Below are 20,604 nucleotides of genomic sequence, written 5' to 3' on the forward strand. Positions count from 1 at the left end.
CCAGAAAAGGGTCAGGCCAGACAAACCGGTCTAACCTGACTGTTCAGCCAGGTCCGTGCCGTGCGGACCGGTCCAGAGCGGTGACACCGGCGAGCGACACGCAATCGCCGGGCACCGGAGCACAAGGAGTTGTAAATGCCCTCGCTCGATAGCCTGAAAACCCTCAAGACTCTCCAGGTGGCCGACCGTGTCTACCACTATTTCAGCCTGCCCGACGCCGCGCGCCAGCTCGGCGACCTGCAGCGCCTGCCCATGTCACTGAAGGTGCTGCTGGAAAACCTGCTGCGCTGGGAAGACGGCAAGACCGTCACCGGCGACGATCTGCGCGCCCTGGCCCAGTGGCTGCAGGAGCGTCGCTCCGACCGCGAGATCCAGTACCGCCCGGCGCGGGTGCTGATGCAGGACTTCACCGGCGTGCCGGCGGTGGTCGACCTGGCCGCCATGCGCGCGGCGATGGCCAAGGCCGGTGGCGACCCACAGCGAATCAATCCGTTGTCGCCGGTGGACCTGGTGATCGACCACTCGGTGATGGTCGACCGTTACGCCAGCCCCAATGCCTTCGCTCAGAACGTCGACATCGAGATGCAACGCAACGGCGAGCGCTACGCCTTCCTGCGCTGGGGCCAGAGCGCCTTCGACAATTTCCGCGTGGTACCGCCGGGCACCGGCATCTGCCACCAGGTCAACCTCGAGTACCTGGGGCGCACCGTGTGGACCCGTGAGGCGGACGGCCGCACCTACGCCTTCCCCGACACCCTGGTCGGCACCGACTCGCACACCACCATGATCAACGGCCTGGGCGTGCTCGGCTGGGGCGTCGGTGGTATCGAGGCCGAGGCGGCGATGCTCGGCCAGCCGGTGTCGATGCTGATCCCCGAGGTCATCGGCTTCAAGCTCACCGGCAAGCTGCGCGAGGGCATAACCGCCACCGACCTGGTGCTGACGGTGACACAGATGCTGCGCAAGAAGGGCGTGGTGGGCAAGTTCGTCGAGTTCTACGGCGACGGCCTGGCCGACCTGCCGCTGGCCGACCGCGCCACCATTGCCAACATGGCCCCTGAGTACGGCGCCACATGCGGTTTCTTCCCGGTGGACCAGGTGACCCTGGACTACCTGCGCCTGTCCGGGCGCCCCGAAGAGGCCGTGCAACTGGTCGAGGCCTACAGCAAGGCCCAGGGATTGTGGCGCCTGCCAGGCCAGGAGCCGCTGTTCAGCGACACCCTGGCACTGGACATGAACGACGTCGAAGCCAGCCTCGCCGGGCCCAAGCGGCCGCAGGACCGGGTTGCTCTGGGCCAGGTCGCCCAGGCCTTCGACCACTTCATCGAACTGCAGCCCAAACCCCTGGCCAAGGAGGTCGGCCGCCTGGAAAGCGAAGGCGGTGGTGGGGTGGCGGTAGGCAATGCCGACCAGGCCGGCGAGATCGACTACAGCCATGCCGGCCAGACCCACACCTTGCGCGACGGCGCCGTGGTGATCGCCGCCATCACCTCCTGCACCAACACCTCCAACCCCAGCGTGATGATGGCCGCCGGGCTGGTGGCGAAAAAAGCCGTGGAGAAGGGCCTGACCCGCAAGCCCTGGGTCAAGAGCTCGCTGGCCCCAGGCTCCAAGGTGGTGACGGACTACTTCAAGGCCGCCGGTCTCACGCCTTATCTGGATCAGCTCGGCTTCGACCTGGTCGGCTATGGCTGCACCACCTGCATCGGCAACTCCGGCCCCCTGGACGAGGCGATCGAGAAGGCCATCGGCAGCGCCGACCTCACCGTGGCTTCGGTACTGTCGGGCAACCGCAACTTCGAAGGCCGGGTGCACCCATTGGTCAAGACCAACTGGCTGGCCTCGCCGCCGCTTGTGGTGGCCTACGCCTTGGCCGGCAGCGTGCGCGTCGACCTGACCCAGGACTCGCTGGGCACCGGCAAGGATGGCAAGCCCGTGTACCTGCGCGATATCTGGCCCAGCCAGCAGGAGATCGCCGAGGCCGTGGGCAATGTCGACACGCGCATGTTCCACAAGGAATACGCCGAAGTATTCGCCGGCGACGCCCAATGGCAGGCCATCGAGGTGCCCAAGGCGGCCACCTATGTCTGGCAGGACGATTCCACCTATATCCAGCACCCGCCGTTCTTCGACGACATCAGTGGTCCACTGCCGGAAATCGGCGATATCCACGGCGCGCGCATCCTTGCCCTGCTCGGCGACTCGGTGACCACAGACCATATCTCCCCGGCTGGCAACATCAAGGCCGACAGCCCGGCCGGCCGCTACCTGCGCGGCAAGGGCGTGGAACCGCGGGACTTCAACTCCTACGGCTCACGGCGCGGCAACCATGAGGTGATGATGCGCGGCACCTTCGCCAACATCCGCATCCGCAACGAGATGCTCGGTGGCGAGGAAGGTGGCAACACACTGTACGTACCCACGGGCGAGAAACTGTCGATCTACGATGCCGCCATGCGCTACCAGCAGGATGGCACGCCGCTGGTGGTGATTGCCGGACAGGAATACGGCACCGGCTCCAGCCGCGACTGGGCGGCCAAGGGCACCAACCTGCTGGGGGTCAAGGCGGTGCTGGCGGAAAGCTTCGAGCGCATCCACCGCTCCAACCTGGTGGGCATGGGCGTGCTGCCGTTGCAGTTCAAGGCTGGCGACGACCGCAAGCGCCTCGGGTTGACCGGCAAGGAACGCATCGATGTGCTGGGCCTTGGCGGCGCGCAGATCCGCCCGGGCATGAGCCTGCCGGTGCGCATTACCCGCGAGGACGGGCGCCAGGAGCAGATCGAGGTACTGTGCCGGATCGATACCCTCAATGAGGTGGAGTACTTCAAGTCGGGAGGGATCCTTCATTATGTGCTGCGGCAATTGATCGCAGGGTAAGGCCCCATCGCGGGGCAAGCCCGCTCCCACGCAATGTGGGGGCTTGCCCCGCGTGGCTGATTTCAGGTGTCCTGACGGCCAAACGAGGAGTCCTACCCTCCTCGGATTCACCGGCACTAAGGAAATGTCATGCCTCTTCCCCACTGGATCGCCCTGATCCTGCTCGCCCTCGGCTATGCGATCGCCCTGACCTACGGCAGCCTCGGTCTCGCTGCCCTGCCCGCCTTGCTCGCCCTACTGTGCAGTGCCCTGCTCGCTCGACGTCCGGTACGCTGGCAACAAAGCCTCGGCCACCTGTTGTTCATCCTCCTGGCCATCGCCCTGGCCTTGCACTGGCTACCCGGCTTCCACAGCGCCAAGGTGATCGACAAGGCCGTGCTCAGCAACGGCGCCGTGCCCTTCTCCCTGTACCTCAACCTTGACAAGCCCCTGATCGGCCTGTGGTTGCTGCTGGCCTGCCCGTGGCTGATCATGCTGCGCCCACGCGGCCTGTTGCCGGGCCTGGCGCTGACCCTGCCCCTGACCCTGCTCGCCTGCCTGGGCGGCGCCTGGGCCCTGGGCATGCTGGCCTGGGCACCGAAATGGCCCGACCAGGCCTGGCTGTGGCTGCTGAACAACCTGCTACTGGTAAGCCTGACCGAGGAACTGCTGTTCCGTGGCTACATCCAGGGCGGCCTGCAACGTCTGTTCAGGCACGAGGGGCTGGCGTTGCTGGTGGCCGCGCTGTTGTTCGGCCTTGCGCACCTGGCCGGTGGCTGGCAATGGTTCTACCTGGCGACCCTGGCCGGAGTGGGGTATGGTCTGGCCTATCGCCATGGCGGGTTGGCGACGGCGGTGCTTTGCCACACCTGCGTCAACCTGGCGCACTTCGCCGCTTTCAGCTACCCGATGCTGGCCCCGCATTGAACAATCGGTCATGATCAGACCTATTCGTCATCATTTATAAAGAAAACTGCAATATTGGCGGCAACGGCTGCGATCAGGTGGGCTGCATTAGCTCAGCGGCACCGATGGCACCTTGCCCCAGATCAAGCCAGTTAAATATTCATTCAATAAAACCAGAGGCTTGCCGATACCCGTCGAAAGCCTTGCGGATTGAACAGCCAATGCGTAACAACCAGCCGATTACCCAGAGAGAACGGACTTTCCCTGCCCAGCAGCGGTTGATCTCCACCACCAACGCCAAGGGCGTGATCACCTACTGCAACGATGCCTTCATCGAGATCAGCGGTTTCACCCGCGAGGAATTGATGGGCGCGCCGCACAACCTTGTGCGCCATCCCGATGTGCCGCCGGCCGTGTTCGCCCACATGTGGCAGACCCTCAAGCAAGGCCTGCCGTGGATGGGCATCGTCAAGAACCGCTGCAAGTCGGGCGACCATTACTGGGTGAATGCCTACGTCACGCCGATCTTCGACAACAACCAGGTAATTGGTTATGAGTCGGTGCGGGTCAAGCCCACCGCCGAGCAGATCCGTCGCGCCGAGGCGCTGTACCAGCGCATCAACCAGGGCCGCTCGGCCATCCCGAAACGCGACAAGTGGCTGCCGGTGCTACAGGACTGGCTGCCGTTCATCCTGGTCAGCCAGATCGGCTTCCTGATCGGCAACTGGCTCGGTCACTCCTGGGGCTTCGCCCTGGCCGCCGGCCTGTCGGTGCCGCTCGGCCTGCTCGGCCTGAGCTGGCAGCAGCGCGGCCTCAAGCGCTTGCTGCGCCTGGCCGAACAGACCACTTCCGATCCGCTGATCGCGCAGATGTACACCGACAGCCGCGGTGTCCAGGCACGCCTGGAAATGGCCATGCTCAGCCAGGACGCACGGATGAAGACCTGCCTGACCCGCCTGCAGGACAGCGCCGAGCAGCTCAGCGACCAGGCACGCCAGTCCGACGCCTTGGCCCACCAGAGTTCCTCGGGCCTGGAGCGCCAGCGGGTGGAAACCGAGCAGGTCGCCGCCGCCGTCAACCAGATGGCCGCCACCACCCAGGAAGTGGCCAACCATGTCCAGCGCACCGCTGACGCCACCCAGGAAGCCAATCGCCTGACCAGCCAGGGCCGTAACATCGCCGGCGAAACCCGTGACGCCATCGAGCGGCTGTCCGCCGCCGTGGGCGAGACCGGGCTGACCGTCACCCAGCTGGCCAAGGACAGCGACGAGATCGGCGGCGTGGTCGATGTGATCAAGGGCATCGCCGACCAGACCAACCTGCTGGCGCTCAACGCCGCCATCGAAGCGGCACGCGCCGGCGAGATGGGCCGCGGCTTTGCCGTGGTCGCCGACGAGGTCCGTCAGTTGGCCCAGCGCACCGCCGAATCCACCGGGCAGATCCACACCCTGATCGCCAAGCTGCAACAGACCGCCAACAACGCGGTGCAGACCATGGAGACCGGCCACCGCCAGGCCCAGGAAGGTGTCGAGCGGGTGATGGAGGCCGACCAGGCGTTGGTAGGCATCAGCGAGGCCGTGGCCAACATCACCGACATGGCGACCCAGATCGCCGCCGCCACCGAAGAGCAGAGCGCGGTGGCCGAGGAGATCAGCCGCAACATCAGCACCATCGCCGACCTGGCCGACCAGACCTCCGGCCAGGCCCAGCGCTCGGCGCTGCTCAGCGAAGAACTGACCAGCACCGCGGGTACCCAGTACTCGCTGGTGGAACGCTTCAACCGCTGAGTCCACAGAGCGCCGCTTACGCGGCGCATCGCCGGCAAGCCCGCTCCCACACCGGCCGCACCGATTTCCAGACCTGCGCCGTACCTGTGGGAGCGGGCTTGCCGGCGATGTTTCTACCAGTCGAGCGTCAGCCGGCTCTCGAAATACCGCACCTCACCCGTCAACGGATCCTCGAAGCGCAGGCTGTGGGCCAGCAGCTTGAGTGGCCGTGCGTAATCATCCTGCTCGTTGACCAGCTGCGGATAGAACGGATCGTTGCAGATCCCCGCGCCCAGCGCCGCCATGTGCACCCGCAACTGGTGGGTCTTGCCGGTGACCGGTGACAGGCCATAGCGCCACAGCTCGCCGTTTTTCTCCAGCACACAGGCATGAGTTTCACTGTTATCGGCCCCTTCCACTTCATGCATGCGAAAGAACGGCTCGCCATGCACCAGGCGGCTGCGGTGCACCAGCGGGTAGTCATGCTGCGGCATGGCCGCGGCGATGGCCTGGTAGTGCTTGTCGATACGCCGCTCGGGAAACAGACGCTGATAGACGCCACGGCTTTGCGGGTTGGCGGAAAACAGCACCAACCCGGCGGTGTGTCGGTCGATGCGGTGCAGCGGCACCAGGTGCGGGTTGTCCAGGCGCCGGATGAGCCGGCGCAGCAGCGTCTGTTCGACGTACTCGCCGGTGGGGGTGACCGGCAAGAAGTGCGGCTTGTCCGCCACCACCAGGTGCTCGTCGACATGCAGGATCTCTTCCTGCACCGGGATCACTTTTTCATTGGGTACTTCACGGAAATAGTGCAGGCGCATGCCTTGCCGGTAGCGCGTATCGGCCGCAATGGGCTGGCCGTCGGCATTCAACACCCGACCACGGGCGAAGCGGTCGAGCCATTGCTCACGGTCGATGCCCTTGAAATGATCACACAGACAGTCAAGCACAGTCGTCCAGAGGCCCGGAGGCAGGCATACTGTACTGGCTTGCTGGCGGGAGGGGTCGAAAGGCGTGGTCATCGTCGGGCTCGGTTCTGCGGGGCAGGCATTATCCCCCAGCTCGCGCCCCTCAACCAGCCTCGCTGACCGGCTCGCAGCGCGCCTTGAGCCAGCGCAACACTTGTACCGCGTCCCAGCGCCCCGGATCGTAGAGGGCGTAGCTCAGGCCCTGGTAGCCCACCACGTCCAGCGGACGGTGGAAGCCAGCGCGCTGGAACAGCGCCTCGATCTCGGCGAAGCAGGTATTGAAATGCACCTTGCCGAACGGCGTGCGCTCGTCGGTGACGATGCCGTCGAGGCGCAGTTCCAGCACGGCCTCGTACACACGCTCGGGAGCCATGTGATTGATGCTGTACTTGAGTTGCTCGACATTGAGCATGGCTTCACCTCGAATACTGTATTTATATACAGCATACGGAGCGAGACCCCTGCTCGTCAATGTGCGACTCAGCCGAGGAAGGCCACCACCTGCTCGGCATCGAACGGCCAGCCCAGCTCGGCACCGGTGTCGCAACGGCGTAGCACCGGGATGCTCAGCCCGTAGCGTTCGAACAGTGCCTCGCTGTCGGCGATATCGACCAGCTCGACCAGCAGACCGTGCTCGACGAGAGGCATCAGCACGGCCTCGGCCACTTCGCACAGGTGGCACCCCACGGTGCCGAACAACTGGGTTTCAGGGAGCATGCAGACATCCGTAATTCGCATGAATGGATGCTCATTCTAGGTCCGAGCCCGCCGGCGCGCACCTGACCTGGCTCAATCCTGACTAGTGGCGCCGATCCTGTGCACGGCCAGGTCCGCCCCCTGGAACTCCTCTTCGTGACTCAGGCGCAGGCCATGCAGCGCCTTGATCAGGCCATACACGGCAAAACCCCCGGCCAGCGCCACCAGCACGCCCGCCAGGCTTCCCAGCAGCTGGCTGACCAGGCTGACGCCGCCCAACCCACCCAGGGCTGCCTGGCCGAACACACCGCAGGCGATGCCACCCCACACGCCGCACAGGCCATGCAATGGCCACACCCCCAGCACGTCGTCGATCTTCCAGCGATTCTGCGCGGCGGTGAAGCACCAGACGAACAGTCCACCGGCCACCAGCCCGGTGACCAGCGCGCCCACCGGGTGCATCAGGTCGGACCCCGCGCACACCGCCACCAGGCCTGCCAACGGGCCGTTGTGCAGGAAGCCCGGATCGTTGCGCCCGGCCAACAAGGCCGACAACGTGCCGCCAACCATCGCCATCAGCGAGTTGATTGCCACCAACCCACTCACCCCCTGCAGGGTCTGCGCACTCATGACGTTGAAGCCGAACCAGCCGATGATCAAGATCCACGAACCCAGCGCCAGAAATGGAATACTCGACGGCGCGAACGCCACCAGGCGCCCGTCGCGGTAGCGGCCCCGCCGCGCACCGAGCAGCAGCACCGCCGCCAGCGCCAACCAGCCACCCATGGCGTGCACCACCACGGAACCGGCGAAATCATGGAACGGCGCACCGAAACGCGCCTGCAACCAGGCTTGCAAGCCGAAGTTGCCATTCCACACCACGCCTTCGAACAACGGGTAGATGAACGCCACGATCAATGCCGTCGCGCATAGTTGCGGCGCGAAGCGGGCGCGCTCGGCGATACCGCCGGAGATGATCGCCGGAATGGCTGCGGCAAAGGTCAGCAGGAAGAAGCACTTGACCAGGGCATAGCCGTGATCGTTGGCCAGGGTCGCCGCCGGCTGCAGGAAACTCACGCCGTATGCGACCCAGTAACCGATGAAGAAATACACCAGAGCCGAGATGGCGAAGTCGCTGATGATCTTCGACAAGGCGTTGACCTGGTTCTTGTGCCGCACCGTGCCAACCTCAAGAAAGGCGAACCCCGCGTGCATGGCCAGGACCAGGATCGCGCCCATGAGGATGAACAAGGTGTTGGAGCCATGGACCAGTGAGTCCATCGCGCTGTGCATGTTTTCCATGAAGTGGCAGACCTGCAAAAAGGCACCAGGACAGTTCAAGAACCGGCATCCGTGCACCGAATCGGTGCCAGGCCCCTGCCCTGTTTCGGTGAACCGGGCGGAACCTGCGTGGTTTTTTCTTGGGTTTGTCGTGGATTGAGTTAAGGTTTAGCGGTATCCGCAGCGCTGGCGCATGGTTTCGGCGCAAGTCTTGGCGGACACGCACCGCTTTTTAGCAAGCGCTGTACCAACATATTCCGCTGAACCTTCCGCGGCACCGATCACTCGAAATAGCCAGTACACATTCACAGGGAGGCCCCTCCATGGCCAGCAAATCGGCAAAGACTGCACAGGAAATATTGATGGCTGACTTCCAGGCCTTGGTCCGCGACACCGAGAAGCTGCTCGCCGACACCGCCAACCTGGCCGGCGACCAGGCTGACGAACTGCGCGAGCAGATCCACGAACGCCTGGTGCAGGCCCGCGAGACCCTGCAACTGACCCAGGATTCGGTGCGTGCCCGCGGCCAAGCGGCCCTTGGCAACGCCGAACAGTACGTACAGGAGAACCCGTGGCAGGCCATTGGCATCGCCGCCGGCGTCGGCCTGCTGATCGGCCTGCTGGCCAAGCGCTGAGGAGCCGGCATGGATAACGACGCCATCGGCACGGGCGCCTCCGGTCGGCGCCTGGGCGCGGCCATATTGGGTCTGCTGCACAGCCATATCGAGCTGTTCGGCATCGAGTTGCAGGAGCAAAAGGCCCGCACCCTCAGCCTGCTGTTGTTCGCGGGCCTGGCCTTGGTGTTCGCCCTGCTGCTGCTGACCGCGCTGTCGGGCCTGCTGCTGGTGCTGCTGTGGGACAGCTATCGCCTGGCCGGGATCATCGGCCTGTGCGTGTTCTACGGGGTCGCCGCGCTATACTGCGGCCTGCGTCTTAAGGCCGCGGTGTTCGATGAGTCCTCGCCGTTCAACGCCACCCTCCAGGAGTTGGCCAAAGATCGGGAGCGCCTGCTGCCATGAGTCTGCCCGAACTGCCCAACACCCGTAACCCGCGCGAGCTGCGCAAGGCACTGCTGCGCCTGCGCATGGAAATGCACCGCCAGGAAATCCGCCACGAGTCCGGCCAGTTGCTTGAACCCGTCCGCCGCCTGCGCGGGATGGGCAACTCGTTCGGCGAGGGCCTTGGGGTCAAGCATGGCTCACTGTGGGGCATCGGCGCCGTCGTTGCCCTGGGTTTTCTCACCGGCAAGGGCGTGCGCAGCGGCAACCTGACGCGCTTGATTCGGGTGGGCACCAGTCTGGTTCCACTGATCCGCCTGTTCCTCGGTAACAGCCGCCGCCCCTGAAGCCAAGGTGCGCCCGACGCTTGCACGGGCGCGCCGGACGCAGGAAGCTATCCCGACTCTACGATGGGAGAACACGCCTTGGACTGGCACACCCTGCTAACCCGCGAACGACTGGGCAAAGCTCTTTACAGCCCCGAGGAGCTTGGCCGCAGCCCGTTCCACAAAGATCACGACCGCATCACCTTCTCTGGCGCGTTCCGTCGCCTGGGGCGCAAGACCCAGGTGCACCCGGTATCCAGCAACGATCACATCCACACACGCCTGACCCATTCACTGGAGGTCAGCTGCGTCGGTCGCTCGCTAGGCATGCGCGTCGGCGAGACCCTGCGCGAGCAACTGCCGGCCTGGTGCGAGCCGAGCGATCTGGGAATGATCGTGCAGTCGGCCTGCCTGGCCCATGACATCGGCAACCCGCCGTTCGGCCACTCCGGCGAGGACGCCATCCGTCACTGGTTCCAGCAGGCGGCCGGGCGTGGCTGGCTGGACGACATGAGTGACGACCAGCGCGCCGACTTTCTCAACTTCGAAGGCAACGCCCAGGGCTTTCGCGTGCTCACCCAGCTCGAATACCACCAGTTTGACGGTGGCATGCGCCTTACCTACGCCACCCTTGGCGCCTACCTCAAGTACCCATGGGCGGCACGTCACGCGGATGCCTTGGGCTATAAGAAGCACAAGTTCGGCTGTTACCAGAGCGAACTGGGGCTGCTCGAGCAGATCGCCGGCAAGCTAGGCCTGCCGCAGCTAGAGCACCAACGCTGGGCCCGTCACCCGCTGGTGTATCTGATGGAGGCCGCGGACGACATCTGCTACGCCCTGATCGACCTCGAGGACGGGCTGGAGATGGACTTGCTGCAGTACGCAGAGGTCGAGGCTCTGCTGCTGGACCTGGTGGGCGACGATCTACCGGAAACCTATCGCCTGCTGGGGCCCGGTGAATCGCGCAGGCGAAAGTTGGCGATCCTGCGCGGCAAAGCCATCGAGCACCTGACCAACGCCGCCGCCCAGGCCTTCGTCGAACAGCAGCAGGCCCTGCTCGTTGGCCGGCTGACGGGCGACCTGGTCGAGCACATGCACGGGCCGGCGCAACGCTGCGTGCTGCAGGCCAAGGACATGGCACGCAAGAAAATCTTCCAGGACAAACGCAAGACCCTTCACGAGATCGGAGCGTACACGACCCTGGAGATCCTGCTCAACACCTTCTGTGGCGCGGCGCTGGAACAGCATGGCGGCCGCGTTCCGTCCTTCAAGAGCCGGCGGGTTCTGGACCTGATCGGCAACAACGCTCCCGACCCTCACGGTTCGCTGCACAGCGCCTTCCTGCGCATGATCGACTTCATCGCCGGGATGACCGACAGCTACGCCAGCGAAATGGCGCTGGAAATGACAGGGCGCTCAAGTCCGAAGTAATGACGGGACGAGGTGGCAGGCGTCTGTTTGCCACCGACGTTTAATATGCGTGAAATTTCCCACGCAATATCGCTTGATATTAAACACGTCCACCAACAACACCGACAAAAACGATCAAATCCTGATAAATCCCTACCAACATCCACATCACTCGTAGCAATGCTTCGTAAGTGCTGTAAGTAAATTCCTATATCCCCGATTTGGCAACCACTTCCCTGCCCGTCGACATTCAACTGAGCTAATGTGCCGGCTGCCTTCACGCGCAGCATGGAATGTTGAATATGCACTCAGTCTTTATAGTTGATGACCATCCCGTCATACGCCTGGCAATACGGATGTTGCTGGAAAACCAGGGATACAAGGTAGTCGGTGAATCGGACAATGGCGTGGACGCCATGCAGATTATCCGTGAAACCCCGCCCGATCTGGTTATCCTCGACATCAGCATCCCCAAGCTGGACGGTCTGGAAATGCTTTCGCGCCTGCAGGCCATGGCCATTCCGCTGAAGGTTCTGGTACTGACCGCCCAAGCACCGGCCCTGTTCGCCGTGCGCTGCATGCATTCCGGCGCTGCCGGGTATGTGTGCAAACAGGAAGACCTCAGTGAATTGCTCAGCGCCATCAAGGCCGTACTGTCGGGATATAACTATTTTCCCAGCCAGGCGCTCAATCCACCTCCAACAGGTAGCAACCAGGAGCTGGAGCTGTTTCGCCAAGTCAATGACCGGGAACTCATGGTCTTGCAACTATTTGCTCAGGGACGCAGCAACAAGGAGATCGCCAAGGGCATGTTCCTCAGCAACAAGACTGTCAGCACCTACAAGAAACGCCTGATGCACAAGTTGCGCGCCAGCACATTGGTGGAGTTGATCGACGTCGCCAAGCGCAACGCGCTGGTCTGAGGTCATGATGTGGAGGTGTATCGTTACATCGCTGCTCTGCCTCGGGCTGGGTACGCCACTGCAAGGCGCCGGCGTGACCGTCGACACGGGCCGGACCTATACCCTGCTCAGCCGCTCGGCGCCTGCTTCCGTCCAGCCGTCCCTGACACCCGCCCAGCGCGAATGGCTCGCAGAGCGCCAGGAACTGGTACTGGGTACCTCGGCTCCCGACTACCCACCATTCGACATTGCAACCGGTGGGCGCGAGTACCAAGGACTGACCGCCGACTACGCCGGCCTGGTCGGCAGCGCCTTGGGCCTGCCGGTCCGGGTGCAGCGTTTTCCCAGCCGGCCGGCCGCGGTCGCCGCACTGAAAAGCGGCCATATCGACCTGCTGGGTAGCGCCAACGGCTATGAGGCGGTGACCCAGGGTCTTGCATTGTCGCTCCCCTACGCCATTGACCAACCGGTGCTGGTAACCCGCGAGGATGAAACCCGGGCGCTGGACACCGGTCTCGCAGGCATGCGCCTGAGCATGCTGTATCACTACCTGCCGCCCGGGGAGATCCGCGCCAACTATCCAAAGGCCGAGTTACTTACCTTCGAGTCGTCCACACAGGCACTGAATGCCGTGGCCTTCGAGCAGGCCGACGTGTTCATCGGTGACACCATCTCTACTCATTACCTGATCAGTCAGGGCCACCTGCCGCACCTGCGCATGGCCAACTTCGGTAAGCACGAAGCCGTGGGCTTCAGTTTTGCCATGCGCGAGGACGCGCGCATCCTTCAGTCCCTGGTGGACGCCGCGCTCGACGCCCAGCCCAACGCCACCCGCAACGACATCTTCAAGCGCTGGAGTGCCAGCAGCGGCAGCCTGCTGACTGACCGCAAGCTACAGCTATCGGTACGCGAGGAAAAGTGGCTGAGCGAGCACCCGATCATGCGGGTGGTGGTCAACGATACTGCAGCCCCCCTGACATTCTTCGACAACAATGACCGCCTGCGAGGCATTGTCGCCGACCTGCTCGAACTGATCCGCCTGCGTACCGGCCTGCGCTTCGAGATTCGTCGCGCGAGTGGCGATGGCGACATGATCGACCAGCTTGAGTCTGGTCGTGCCGACATCATCGCCAGCCTCTCCACCGATGCCCGTCGGGTCAATCCACTGCAGGTCAGCCGCCCCTACCTGGAAAGCGCCTACGTGCTGGTCAGCCACACCGGCAACGACCAACCCAGCAGCCTGAAGCAACTCAAGGGCAAGCGTGTCGCCGTGCCTCGCGACAGCACGGTGGCCACCCTGCTGACGACACGCCACCCAGGCATCCACCAGGTCGCCACCGAAAGCACCTACTACTCCATGGTGCTGCTCGGCAGCGGCGCGGTGGATGCGGCGATCGCCACCCTGATCGATGCCAACCACATGCTCGCTACCAGCAACGATCTGGTCATCCGCAGCACCGTGGGCACGGAGCCGGCGGCGTTCTCCATGGCGACCGCCGCTGACGCCAGCGAACTGGGTGCAATACTCGACAAAGCATTGCTGAGCATTTCGCCGGAGGAACTGGGCGTGATCAACAGTCGCTGGCGGGACCACGGCCTGCAGGACGACGCCTACTGGCGCAACTACCGTCGGGTAATCCTGCAGGTGGTGGGGGTGATTGCCGTCCTGTTGGTGCTCGCACTGGTATGGAATGCCCGGCTGCGCCGCCAGATCAAACAGCGCCAGCGGGCCGAGCGGGCGCTGAACGACCAGTTGGAGTTCATGGGCGCGTTGCTCAACGGCACGCCTCATCCGATGTATGTACGCGATCGTGAAGGACGCCTGCAAAGCTGCAACGACAGCTACCTGCAGGCGGTCGGCGCCGACCTCGAGCAGGTTCTGGGCAAACGCCTGGAGGATGCGCCCTACAGCGACTGCGACTACACACTCCAAGTCCAGGACGACTACCAGCGGGTAATGGCGCAGGGTAAGCCGTTGATTCTCGACCGCCCGCTGCGCCTGAAGGACCGCGACCTGACGATCTATCACTGGATCCTGCCCTACCGCGATTCGCTGGGCGAAATGCAAGGCATCATCGGTGGCTGGATCGACATCAGCGAACGCCGCAACCTGGTCCAGGACCTGCGCCTGGCCAAGCAGCAGGCCGATGATGCCAACCGAGCCAAGAGCACTTTCCTGGCCACCATCAGCCATGAGATCCGTACTCCGATGAACGCACTCATCGGCATGCTTGAGCTGGCCCTTAGACATGCCGATCAGGGCAAGCTGGACCGCCCGGCGCTGGAGGTCGCCCATCATTCGGCCAGTGACCTGCTGGGGCTGATCGGCGACATCCTGGACATCGCCCGTATCGAGTCAGGACAAATGTCCCTGGCCCCCGAACCTGTAGACCTCGCGGCCCTGATCGAGTCGGTAGGACGTGTGTTCGATGGCCTGGCCCGACACAAGGGCCTGGTACTGGACATCGTGATCGCCAGCGAGGCACGCTGCCATGCGATGCTTGACCCGCTGCGTTTCAAGCAGGTGCTGTCGAACCTGGTGAGCAATGCGATCAAGTTCACCGAACAAGGACAGGTGCGCATCACCGCCAGGGTGCGCAACGACTGCGAGCAAGACTTGCCGACGCTCGACCTCGAAGTCCGTGACAGCGGTATCGGGATCCACGAGCAAGACCTGCCGCGCCTGTTCTCTCCCTTCGTGCAAGCCAACCCCCATAGCGTCGGTGCCCGAGCCGGCACCGGGCTCGGGCTGGTCATCAGCCGCGATCTGTGCGCGATGATGGGCGGCGAGCTCACCCTGCAGAGCCTGCAGGGTGTCGGTACCCGCGTGCGCTTGGTGATGCCCTTGCAATGTGTCGAATCAGTAGCGGTCCTGCCGCGACTCGCCACGGACATCCTGCAACCCGAGCAGCAGTTGAACATCCTGGTGGTAGACGACCACCCGGCCAACCTGCTGTTGATGGCCCAGCAACTGAACTACCTGGGGTTGAGCCAGGAAAGTGCCGAAGAGGGATGCGAAGGGTTGCGCAAATGGCGCGAGGGCTGCTTCGATGTACTCATCGTCGATTGCAACATGCCGCAGATGAATGGCTACCAGCTGGCCAGAGCTGTGCGCATGGAAGAGCGCCTGCAGGATCGGCCACGCTGTACCATCCTGGGCTACACCGCCAATGCCCAGCCCGAGGTGCGTCAGCAGTGTCTCGACGCCGGCATGGACGACTGCCTGCTCAAACCCATCGGCCTGCAAGTGCTGGGGCAACGCCTGAAGGGCATTGCACGGATCCCCCGACAGGACCACGGCAAGTCTGCCCCGCCCCCACGCTTCGACCTTGAAGGCCTGTCCGTGATCGTCGGCGACAACCTCGCCGATCGCGACCGCATTCTCGACACTTTGCTTCTGAGCCTGCGCCAGGACCTGAAAATTCTGATGGCCATAGATCCGCAACGTGAAGGTGCCGAGCTGTCGCTACAGGCACACAAGATCCTCAGCGCGGGGCGAATGCTGGATGCGCAGGCATTGATCGAAGCGTGTGAAGCGCTGGAGGAGACGAACTTGTCACAGGCAGAACTGAAAAGGCGTCGCCAGGTGCTGGCGCGGCACATGCGCCGCGTGGAGAAGGCCCTGGCCAGGCAGCGGGAGCGCCTGGCCGAAGCCAAATAAGGGTGGTACAGGCCGTACCGCCCTTATTGATCAGGAAGCCGGATTGACCGGTTTTTCCGGGTACCAGGCGTCCAGCAGCGGGCTGACTTCGATCTTGGTCAGTTCGCTGCGGCCTTTCAGCCAGGCTTCGACAGCGGCGCGCTGTTCTTCGCTGACCGAACCGCGGGTAGCCTTGCAGACCAGGCCGAAGTCGTCACCGCCGACGTAGTCCAGGCCGTTGGCATCCATGGCTTCAGCCAGGAAAGCGTCGAGGAAGGCATCAATGGCTTCATCGGACAGGTCTTCCTTGAAGTCCAGGTTCAGTTCGAAACCCAGCTCCTGGAATTCGTCCACGCACAGTTTCTTGCGCAGGCGACGGGAACGGTTGGTAGCCATGAAACAATCCTCTCAATTAATTACGCGCGGCACTTTACCAGTTTCCGGCGCCTAACGGCGCTTTTCCGTCGAATGAAGCCCATGCACGTTCTGCTTGGGGCATAATGCGCACTACATTTTGTCCTGGGGCCATCACTTCCTACAGCCCCGTTGTCTTTTCCCCTCGCCTGCAGGGTTTGTCCATTTATGATCAAGACGCTCCGCCCACTGCTGCTCGCCAGCCTGTTCCTGCCCCTTTCGCTGTCCGTGCAGGCCGCCACCGTCAACACCAGCCTGCCACCCAAGGTGCAGCAGGCGCTCAAGACCAACAAGCTACAGGACTCTGCCCTGTCCCTGGTCATGCTGCCACTGGATGGCCCGGGCACGGCAACCGTGTTCAACGCCGACGTGTCGGTCAACCCGGCCTCGACCATGAAACTGGTCACCACCTACGCCGCGCTGGAACTGCTGGGGCCGACCTTCCAATGGAAGACCGAGTTCTATACAGACGGTACCCTGAGCAATGGCGTGCTCAACGGCAACCTGTACCTCAAGGGTGGCGGCGACCCCAAGCTGAACATGGAGAAGCTCTGGCTGCTGATGCGCGATCTGCGCGCCAACGGTGTGCGCACCGTGACCGGCGACCTGGTCCTTGACCGTAGCCACTTCGTGCAGCCCAACCTGCCGCAGTTCGATGACGACGGCGGCGACGAGAACAAGCCGTTCCTGGTCAAGCCGGACTCTTTGCTGGTCAACCTCAAAGCCCTGCGCTTCGTCGCCCGCAACGACGGTGGCAAGGTCAATGTCTCGGTCGAGCCGCCAATCGCCAGCATCCGCATCGACAACCAGGTCAAGGCCGTGGCCGGCAAGCAATGCACCGGCGATGTGCGCTACAACCCGGTAGTCCAGCCGGACGGTGTCAGCGTGACGATCAGTGGCCAGCTCGCCGATGGCTGCAACTCGCAGACCTATCTGTCACTGCTGGACCACCCGACCTACGCGGCCGGCGCCGTGCGGGCGATCTGGAACGAGCTGGGCGGCAGCATCCAGGGCCGTGACCGCATCGAGAACGTGCCCAAGAGCGCTCGCCTGTTGGCCCGCGCTTTCTCGCCGGACTTGGTCGAAGTCATCCGCGATATCAACAAGTACAGCAACAACACCATGGCCCAGCAGCTTTTCCTGAGCCTTGGCGCGCAATTCCGCACCGACGCTGACGGCGACGACGCCCGTGCCGCCCAGCGTGTGGTGCGACAGTGGATGGCCAAGAAAGGCATCACTTCGCCGCACCTGGTGATGGAGAACGGCTCGGGCCTGTCCCGTGCCGAGCGGGTCAGCACCCGCGAGATGGCGGCACTGTTGCAAGCGGCCTGGAAGAGTCCTTACGCGGCGGAGTTCATCAGCTCGATGCCGCTGGTAGGGATGGACGGCACCATGCGCAAGCGGCTCAAGCGCACGGCCGTGACCGGTGAAGGGCACATCAAGACCGGGACCCTGAATACCGTGCGGGCGATTGCCGGGTTCAGCCGGGACAGTAACGGGCACACCTGGGCGGTGGCGGCCATTCTCAATGATCCCAAGCCTTGGGGGGCTTCCCAGGTGCTGGACCAGGTGTTGCTGGATCTTTACCGGCAGCCGAAGGCGGGGAATGGGACTGTTGGGGTGATGCCTTGATTTGAGTGGGCTTGGGCTTTCAGGGTGGTGGTTTTGAGGGTTGTAAGCGCATTCATTGGCGATGGTGACGCATAGTCACCTTCTCGCCCTTACGGCCAGCCCTTTCAAGGTGTTGAAAATTAGCGTTCGACTTGGAATTGCCGGGGTCGCTTTGCGACCCCGGCAATATTGAGCTGGAAACGTCATATCTCAAAAATCGCAAGACCTTGAAAGGGCTGGCCGTAAGGGCGAGAAGGTGACTAAGCGTCGACATCAAAAATGAATGCGCATAAAACCTTCAACACAAACAATCAAACAATCAAACAATCAAATAATCAAACAACAGACCAAGCTTAACTCAAGACAACTCCCCCTCAACCCGATCCCTCCCCCGCTGCTTGGCCACATAAACCCCAGCATCCGCCCGCAACAACAACGCATCCGCCCCCTCCCCAACCCGCCACCCCGCCACACCAAAGCTCGCCGTCACTCGCCCCACCCCCTCCACCGGCACACTCCGCACCCCCTGCCACAATTCCTGCGCCAACATCCGCGCCTGCTCGGCATTGCTCCCCGGACACAACACCATGAACTCCTCCCCCCCCAACCGACAAAACACATCAGTGCGCCGCAACCGCTGCCCGATCCGTTGGCACAGGCTGCGCAGCACATGATCCCCCACCGCATGCCCGTACTGATCGTTGATTCGCTTGAAGTGATCGATATCCAGCATGATCACCGCCAGGTCCAACCCATCCCGTTGCGCTCGATCCAGTTCATTACGCAGCCGCTCCTGGAAGTAGCGCCGGTTGTAGATCCCAGTCAGGGCATCGGTCACCGACAACGCCCGCAGCTCCTCCTCCACCCGCTTGAGGTCCGAGATATCGGTCAGGTACCCATGCCAGAGCGTGCTGCCGTGCTCACCGATCTCCGGCGTTGCCTCCCCCCGCACCCAACGCAACCCCGCCCGTGGCAGGCACACCCGGTACTCCTCACGCCACGGCGTCAGGTACTCGGCGGAGTAACGCACCGAGCGCCGCACTCGCTCCAGGTCGTCCGGATGGATGCGCTCGAACACCGCCGCGGCGTCCTGGCGCAGCAACGCCAGGTCCACCTCGTAGATGTCGTGCAGGCCCTGGCTGGCGTAGGGGAAACAGGAATGTCCATCGGCGTTCAGGCGATACTGGTAGATCCCACCAGGCACCTCGGCACTGAGCTTTTCCAGCAGCCGGTCGCGGGCCGCCAAGGCCTCGTGCACCCGGCGCCGCTCGGTGACATCGATGCAGATCGCCAGGTAGCCCACCCACAACCCCTGCTCGTCCAGCACCGCCGTTACCAGCATATTGGCCAGCAGGTGGCTGCCATCCTTGCGCACCAGCGTCCAGTCCGCTGGCTCCGCGCCGCCCTCCTGCACGGTCTCGGCGAACATCGCCTGACCCGCGCCAACCTCGCGACCAAAGCGCACGCTCAAGGCATGGGCCCGCTGGTGCAACTCTTCGGGCAAGACCAGATCTTCCAGCCGCAATTGGCCCAGCGCTTCGCCGGCCGAATAGCCCAGCATGCGCTCGGCGCCCGCATTGAACGTACCGATCACTCCGCGCAGGCTGGTGGCGATGATCGCCACCTGAGTCGCGGCATCGAGCACGCTACGCAACTGGTTGTGGGTTTCGCGCAATGACTGCTCGCTGATGCGCAGCTCGGCGGTGCGCCGAGCCACCAGGCCCAGGGCGCGCTGGCGCTGACTGAACAGGCTGTACAGCAGTAGCGCCAGCAACACACTGAGCAGACCGCCGAGCAACGCCACCACCGGCACCGCCGATGAGCGGTTGGCGGCGAGAAAACCCTGGCTGGGGTGAATATCGAGTTGGTAGTGGTGATCGGCAAGATGCAGCAGGTGACTGCTGGTAAAGCCCATGCGCACTGGCGCCATCCCCGAATCAAAAAGCAACTCGTGCCCACCCTCCGTGGACAGGTCGACAATGCGCACCACCAGGTTGTCGTCGGCCACCGTCGGCAGGCTCTCGGCGATCAGCTGATGCAGACTCAGCAAGGCCATTACATAACCCCGGGGAGGCTCATCCCTGGGCGCCCCATCAGTGAACACCGGGGCGACAATCAACAGGCCACGAGTATAGTCCGGCTGGACATTGATCATGTCCAGCGGCGCCGACACGGCCATGCTGCCGGGGCTCGCGGCCCGGGCCAGGGTCGCGGCGCGCAGGACCTGTCCACCCAGGTCGAAACCATAGGGCTGGGCCTGACGGCTCGCCGCCTGGGTGTACAGGACCGGATAGTAATGATCGCGCGCAGGCGCTGCCTGCCAAGCACCGTGGTCGTCCAGGTCGCGTATCTGGTAAGGCTGGCCGAGCGAGGCACTCGCGCGCCGCTCGAAGTCCTCGCGCTGCGCCGCCTCTACCCGCGGTGCCCAGGAGTAGGCTTGGGTGCGATGCAGCAAAGGACGTGCGTAGCCATCGAACTCGCGGGGGGTGATGTCAGTGGAATAGGTGAAGAACCGGCGCAGGCCATCCAGGCGCTGCGCCTGTTCCTCGAAACGCTCGGCGATACGGCTGTAGCGCTCGCTGGCCAGCAGCTCGAAGCGCTGGCGCAGTTGCTGCTGGTAGAAGGTCTGGGTGGCGATTGCCAGAGCCGCCGTGAGCAACGCCCCGGCGACCAGCGCCGCCAGGGCCACGCCCCAGGCCGACAACTCGTCGCCGACCAGGCCAAGCCGCTTCACAGGTACGCCCGGGTTCGACATAGAAGACTCCAACCAAGGTCAGCGTCCTGCGTATTGTCCCGCCCTGTCCTGATTTATAGCCACTGGCCAGCAGGCGTG

Annotated in this window: 16 protein-coding genes; 10 read left to right on the forward strand and 6 right to left on the reverse strand. The window is 63.7% G+C overall.

The window, feature by feature from the left end:
- Positions 1-135 precede the first annotated feature (135 nt).
- The 3 genes from acnA to AC25M7_RS16485 all read left to right on the forward strand — a co-directional run bounded on the left by acnA (position 136) and on the right by AC25M7_RS16485 (position 5,549).
- Positions 136-2,877, forward strand: a complete 2,742-nt coding sequence (gene acnA / locus AC25M7_RS16475; protein ID WP_062359607.1) for an aconitate hydratase AcnA — start codon at positions 136-138, stop codon at positions 2,875-2,877.
- 129 nt (positions 2,878-3,006) lie between these two features.
- Positions 3,007-3,783, forward strand: coding sequence for a CPBP family glutamic-type intramembrane protease (locus AC25M7_RS16480; protein ID WP_486971281.1), 777 nt, complete (start codon positions 3,007-3,009; stop codon positions 3,781-3,783).
- A 200-nt stretch (positions 3,784-3,983) separates the two neighbouring features.
- Entirely contained in the window at positions 3,984-5,549 is a 1,566-nt protein-coding gene (locus AC25M7_RS16485) for a methyl-accepting chemotaxis protein (RefSeq protein WP_028692766.1), read from the forward strand.
- A 113-nt stretch (positions 5,550-5,662) separates the two neighbouring features.
- Here AC25M7_RS16485 and AC25M7_RS16490 read toward each other — a convergent pair whose 3' ends face one another.
- The 4 genes from AC25M7_RS16490 to AC25M7_RS16505 all read right to left on the reverse strand — a co-directional run bounded on the left by AC25M7_RS16490 (position 5,663) and on the right by AC25M7_RS16505 (position 8,491).
- On the reverse strand, positions 5,663-6,547 hold the full coding sequence (locus AC25M7_RS16490; protein WP_069016680.1) for a pseudouridine synthase: 885 nt from the start codon (positions 6,545-6,547) through the stop codon (positions 5,663-5,665).
- Between the two features lie 49 nt (positions 6,548-6,596).
- Positions 6,597-6,905, reverse strand: a complete 309-nt coding sequence (locus tag AC25M7_RS16495) for a hypothetical protein (protein WP_028692768.1) — start codon at positions 6,903-6,905, stop codon at positions 6,597-6,599.
- A gap of 68 nt (positions 6,906-6,973) precedes the next feature.
- Positions 6,974-7,210, reverse strand: a complete 237-nt coding sequence (locus AC25M7_RS16500) for a glutaredoxin family protein (RefSeq protein WP_028692769.1) — start codon at positions 7,208-7,210, stop codon at positions 6,974-6,976.
- Positions 7,211-7,282: 72 nt separating this feature from the next.
- Entirely contained in the window at positions 7,283-8,491 is a 1,209-nt protein-coding gene (locus tag AC25M7_RS16505; protein ID WP_028692770.1) for an ammonium transporter, read from the reverse strand.
- Positions 8,492-8,793: 302 nt separating this feature from the next.
- Between AC25M7_RS16505 and AC25M7_RS16510 the strand changes: the two genes are divergently transcribed.
- From AC25M7_RS16510 to AC25M7_RS16535, 6 genes are all read left to right on the forward strand, one after another.
- Positions 8,794-9,105, forward strand: a complete 312-nt coding sequence (locus tag AC25M7_RS16510) for an ElaB/YgaM/YqjD family protein (protein WP_028692771.1) — start codon at positions 8,794-8,796, stop codon at positions 9,103-9,105.
- Positions 9,106-9,114: 9 nt separating this feature from the next.
- Positions 9,115-9,489, forward strand: a complete 375-nt coding sequence (locus AC25M7_RS16515) for a phage holin family protein (protein WP_028692772.1) — start codon at positions 9,115-9,117, stop codon at positions 9,487-9,489.
- On the forward strand, positions 9,486-9,815 hold the full coding sequence (locus AC25M7_RS16520; protein ID WP_028692773.1) for a hypothetical protein: 330 nt from the start codon (positions 9,486-9,488) through the stop codon (positions 9,813-9,815). Before AC25M7_RS16515 ends, AC25M7_RS16520 begins: the two co-directional genes overlap by 4 nt.
- Before the next feature lie 78 nt (positions 9,816-9,893).
- Complete coding sequence (locus tag AC25M7_RS16525) at positions 9,894-11,225, forward strand: deoxyguanosinetriphosphate triphosphohydrolase (protein ID WP_028692774.1); 1,332 nt, start codon at positions 9,894-9,896, stop codon at positions 11,223-11,225.
- A 281-nt stretch (positions 11,226-11,506) separates the two neighbouring features.
- Entirely contained in the window at positions 11,507-12,127 is a 621-nt protein-coding gene (locus AC25M7_RS16530; protein WP_028692775.1) for a response regulator transcription factor, read from the forward strand.
- Positions 12,128-12,134: 7 nt separating this feature from the next.
- The gene (locus AC25M7_RS16535) at positions 12,135-15,767 is read left to right on the forward strand and encodes an ATP-binding protein (protein WP_028692776.1); all 3,633 of its coding nucleotides are present in this window, start codon (positions 12,135-12,137) and stop codon (positions 15,765-15,767) included.
- 30 nt (positions 15,768-15,797) lie between these two features.
- On the opposite strand, the gene AC25M7_RS16540 is transcribed toward AC25M7_RS16535, so the two are convergent.
- Entirely contained in the window at positions 15,798-16,142 is a 345-nt protein-coding gene (locus AC25M7_RS16540; RefSeq protein WP_028692777.1) for a YggL family protein, read from the reverse strand.
- A gap of 186 nt (positions 16,143-16,328) precedes the next feature.
- Here AC25M7_RS16540 and dacB point away from each other — a divergent pair, with 186 nt between their 5' ends.
- The gene (gene dacB, locus AC25M7_RS16545; RefSeq protein WP_062359614.1) at positions 16,329-17,792 is read left to right on the forward strand and encodes a D-alanyl-D-alanine carboxypeptidase/D-alanyl-D-alanine endopeptidase; all 1,464 of its coding nucleotides are present in this window, start codon (positions 16,329-16,331) and stop codon (positions 17,790-17,792) included.
- Positions 17,793-18,129: 337 nt separating this feature from the next.
- On the opposite strand, the gene AC25M7_RS16550 is transcribed toward dacB, so the two are convergent.
- Positions 18,130-20,526, reverse strand: coding sequence for a sensor domain-containing diguanylate cyclase (locus tag AC25M7_RS16550; RefSeq protein ID WP_062359616.1), 2,397 nt, complete (start codon positions 20,524-20,526; stop codon positions 18,130-18,132).
- Positions 20,527-20,604: the final 78 nt, after the last annotated feature.

The sequence above is a fragment of the Pseudomonas sp. P106(2024) genome (assembly GCF_057480815.1).

What these genes read in the sequence shown, in the direction of transcription:
- AC25M7_RS16495 (WP_028692768.1), bottom strand. Translation starts at nt 6,905, where the DNA reads ATGCTCAATGTCGAGCAACTCAAGTACAGCATCAATCACATGGCTCCC.
- AC25M7_RS16530 (WP_028692775.1), top strand. Translation starts at nt 11,507, where the DNA reads ATGCACTCAGTCTTTATAGTTGATGACCATCCCGTCATACGCCTGGCA.
- AC25M7_RS16515 (WP_028692772.1), top strand. Translation starts at nt 9,115, where the DNA reads ATGGATAACGACGCCATCGGCACGGGCGCCTCCGGTCGGCGCCTGGGC.
- AC25M7_RS16480 (WP_486971281.1), top strand. Translation starts at nt 3,007, where the DNA reads ATGCCTCTTCCCCACTGGATCGCCCTGATCCTGCTCGCCCTCGGCTAT.
- AC25M7_RS16490 (WP_069016680.1), bottom strand. Translation starts at nt 6,547, where the DNA reads ATGACCACGCCTTTCGACCCCTCCCGCCAGCAAGCCAGTACAGTATGC.
- AC25M7_RS16550 (WP_062359616.1), bottom strand. Translation starts at nt 20,526, where the DNA reads ATGTCGAACCCGGGCGTACCTGTGAAGCGGCTTGGCCTGGTCGGCGAC.
- acnA (WP_062359607.1), top strand. Translation starts at nt 136, where the DNA reads ATGCCCTCGCTCGATAGCCTGAAAACCCTCAAGACTCTCCAGGTGGCC.
- AC25M7_RS16520 (WP_028692773.1), top strand. Translation starts at nt 9,486, where the DNA reads ATGAGTCTGCCCGAACTGCCCAACACCCGTAACCCGCGCGAGCTGCGC.
- AC25M7_RS16535 (WP_028692776.1), top strand. Translation starts at nt 12,135, where the DNA reads ATGTGGAGGTGTATCGTTACATCGCTGCTCTGCCTCGGGCTGGGTACG.
- AC25M7_RS16510 (WP_028692771.1), top strand. Translation starts at nt 8,794, where the DNA reads ATGGCCAGCAAATCGGCAAAGACTGCACAGGAAATATTGATGGCTGAC.
- AC25M7_RS16485 (WP_028692766.1), top strand. Translation starts at nt 3,984, where the DNA reads ATGCGTAACAACCAGCCGATTACCCAGAGAGAACGGACTTTCCCTGCC.
- AC25M7_RS16505 (WP_028692770.1), bottom strand. Translation starts at nt 8,491, where the DNA reads ATGGAAAACATGCACAGCGCGATGGACTCACTGGTCCATGGCTCCAAC.
- dacB (WP_062359614.1), top strand. Translation starts at nt 16,329, where the DNA reads ATGATCAAGACGCTCCGCCCACTGCTGCTCGCCAGCCTGTTCCTGCCC.
- AC25M7_RS16540 (WP_028692777.1), bottom strand. Translation starts at nt 16,142, where the DNA reads ATGGCTACCAACCGTTCCCGTCGCCTGCGCAAGAAACTGTGCGTGGAC.
- AC25M7_RS16500 (WP_028692769.1), bottom strand. Translation starts at nt 7,210, where the DNA reads ATGCTCCCTGAAACCCAGTTGTTCGGCACCGTGGGGTGCCACCTGTGC.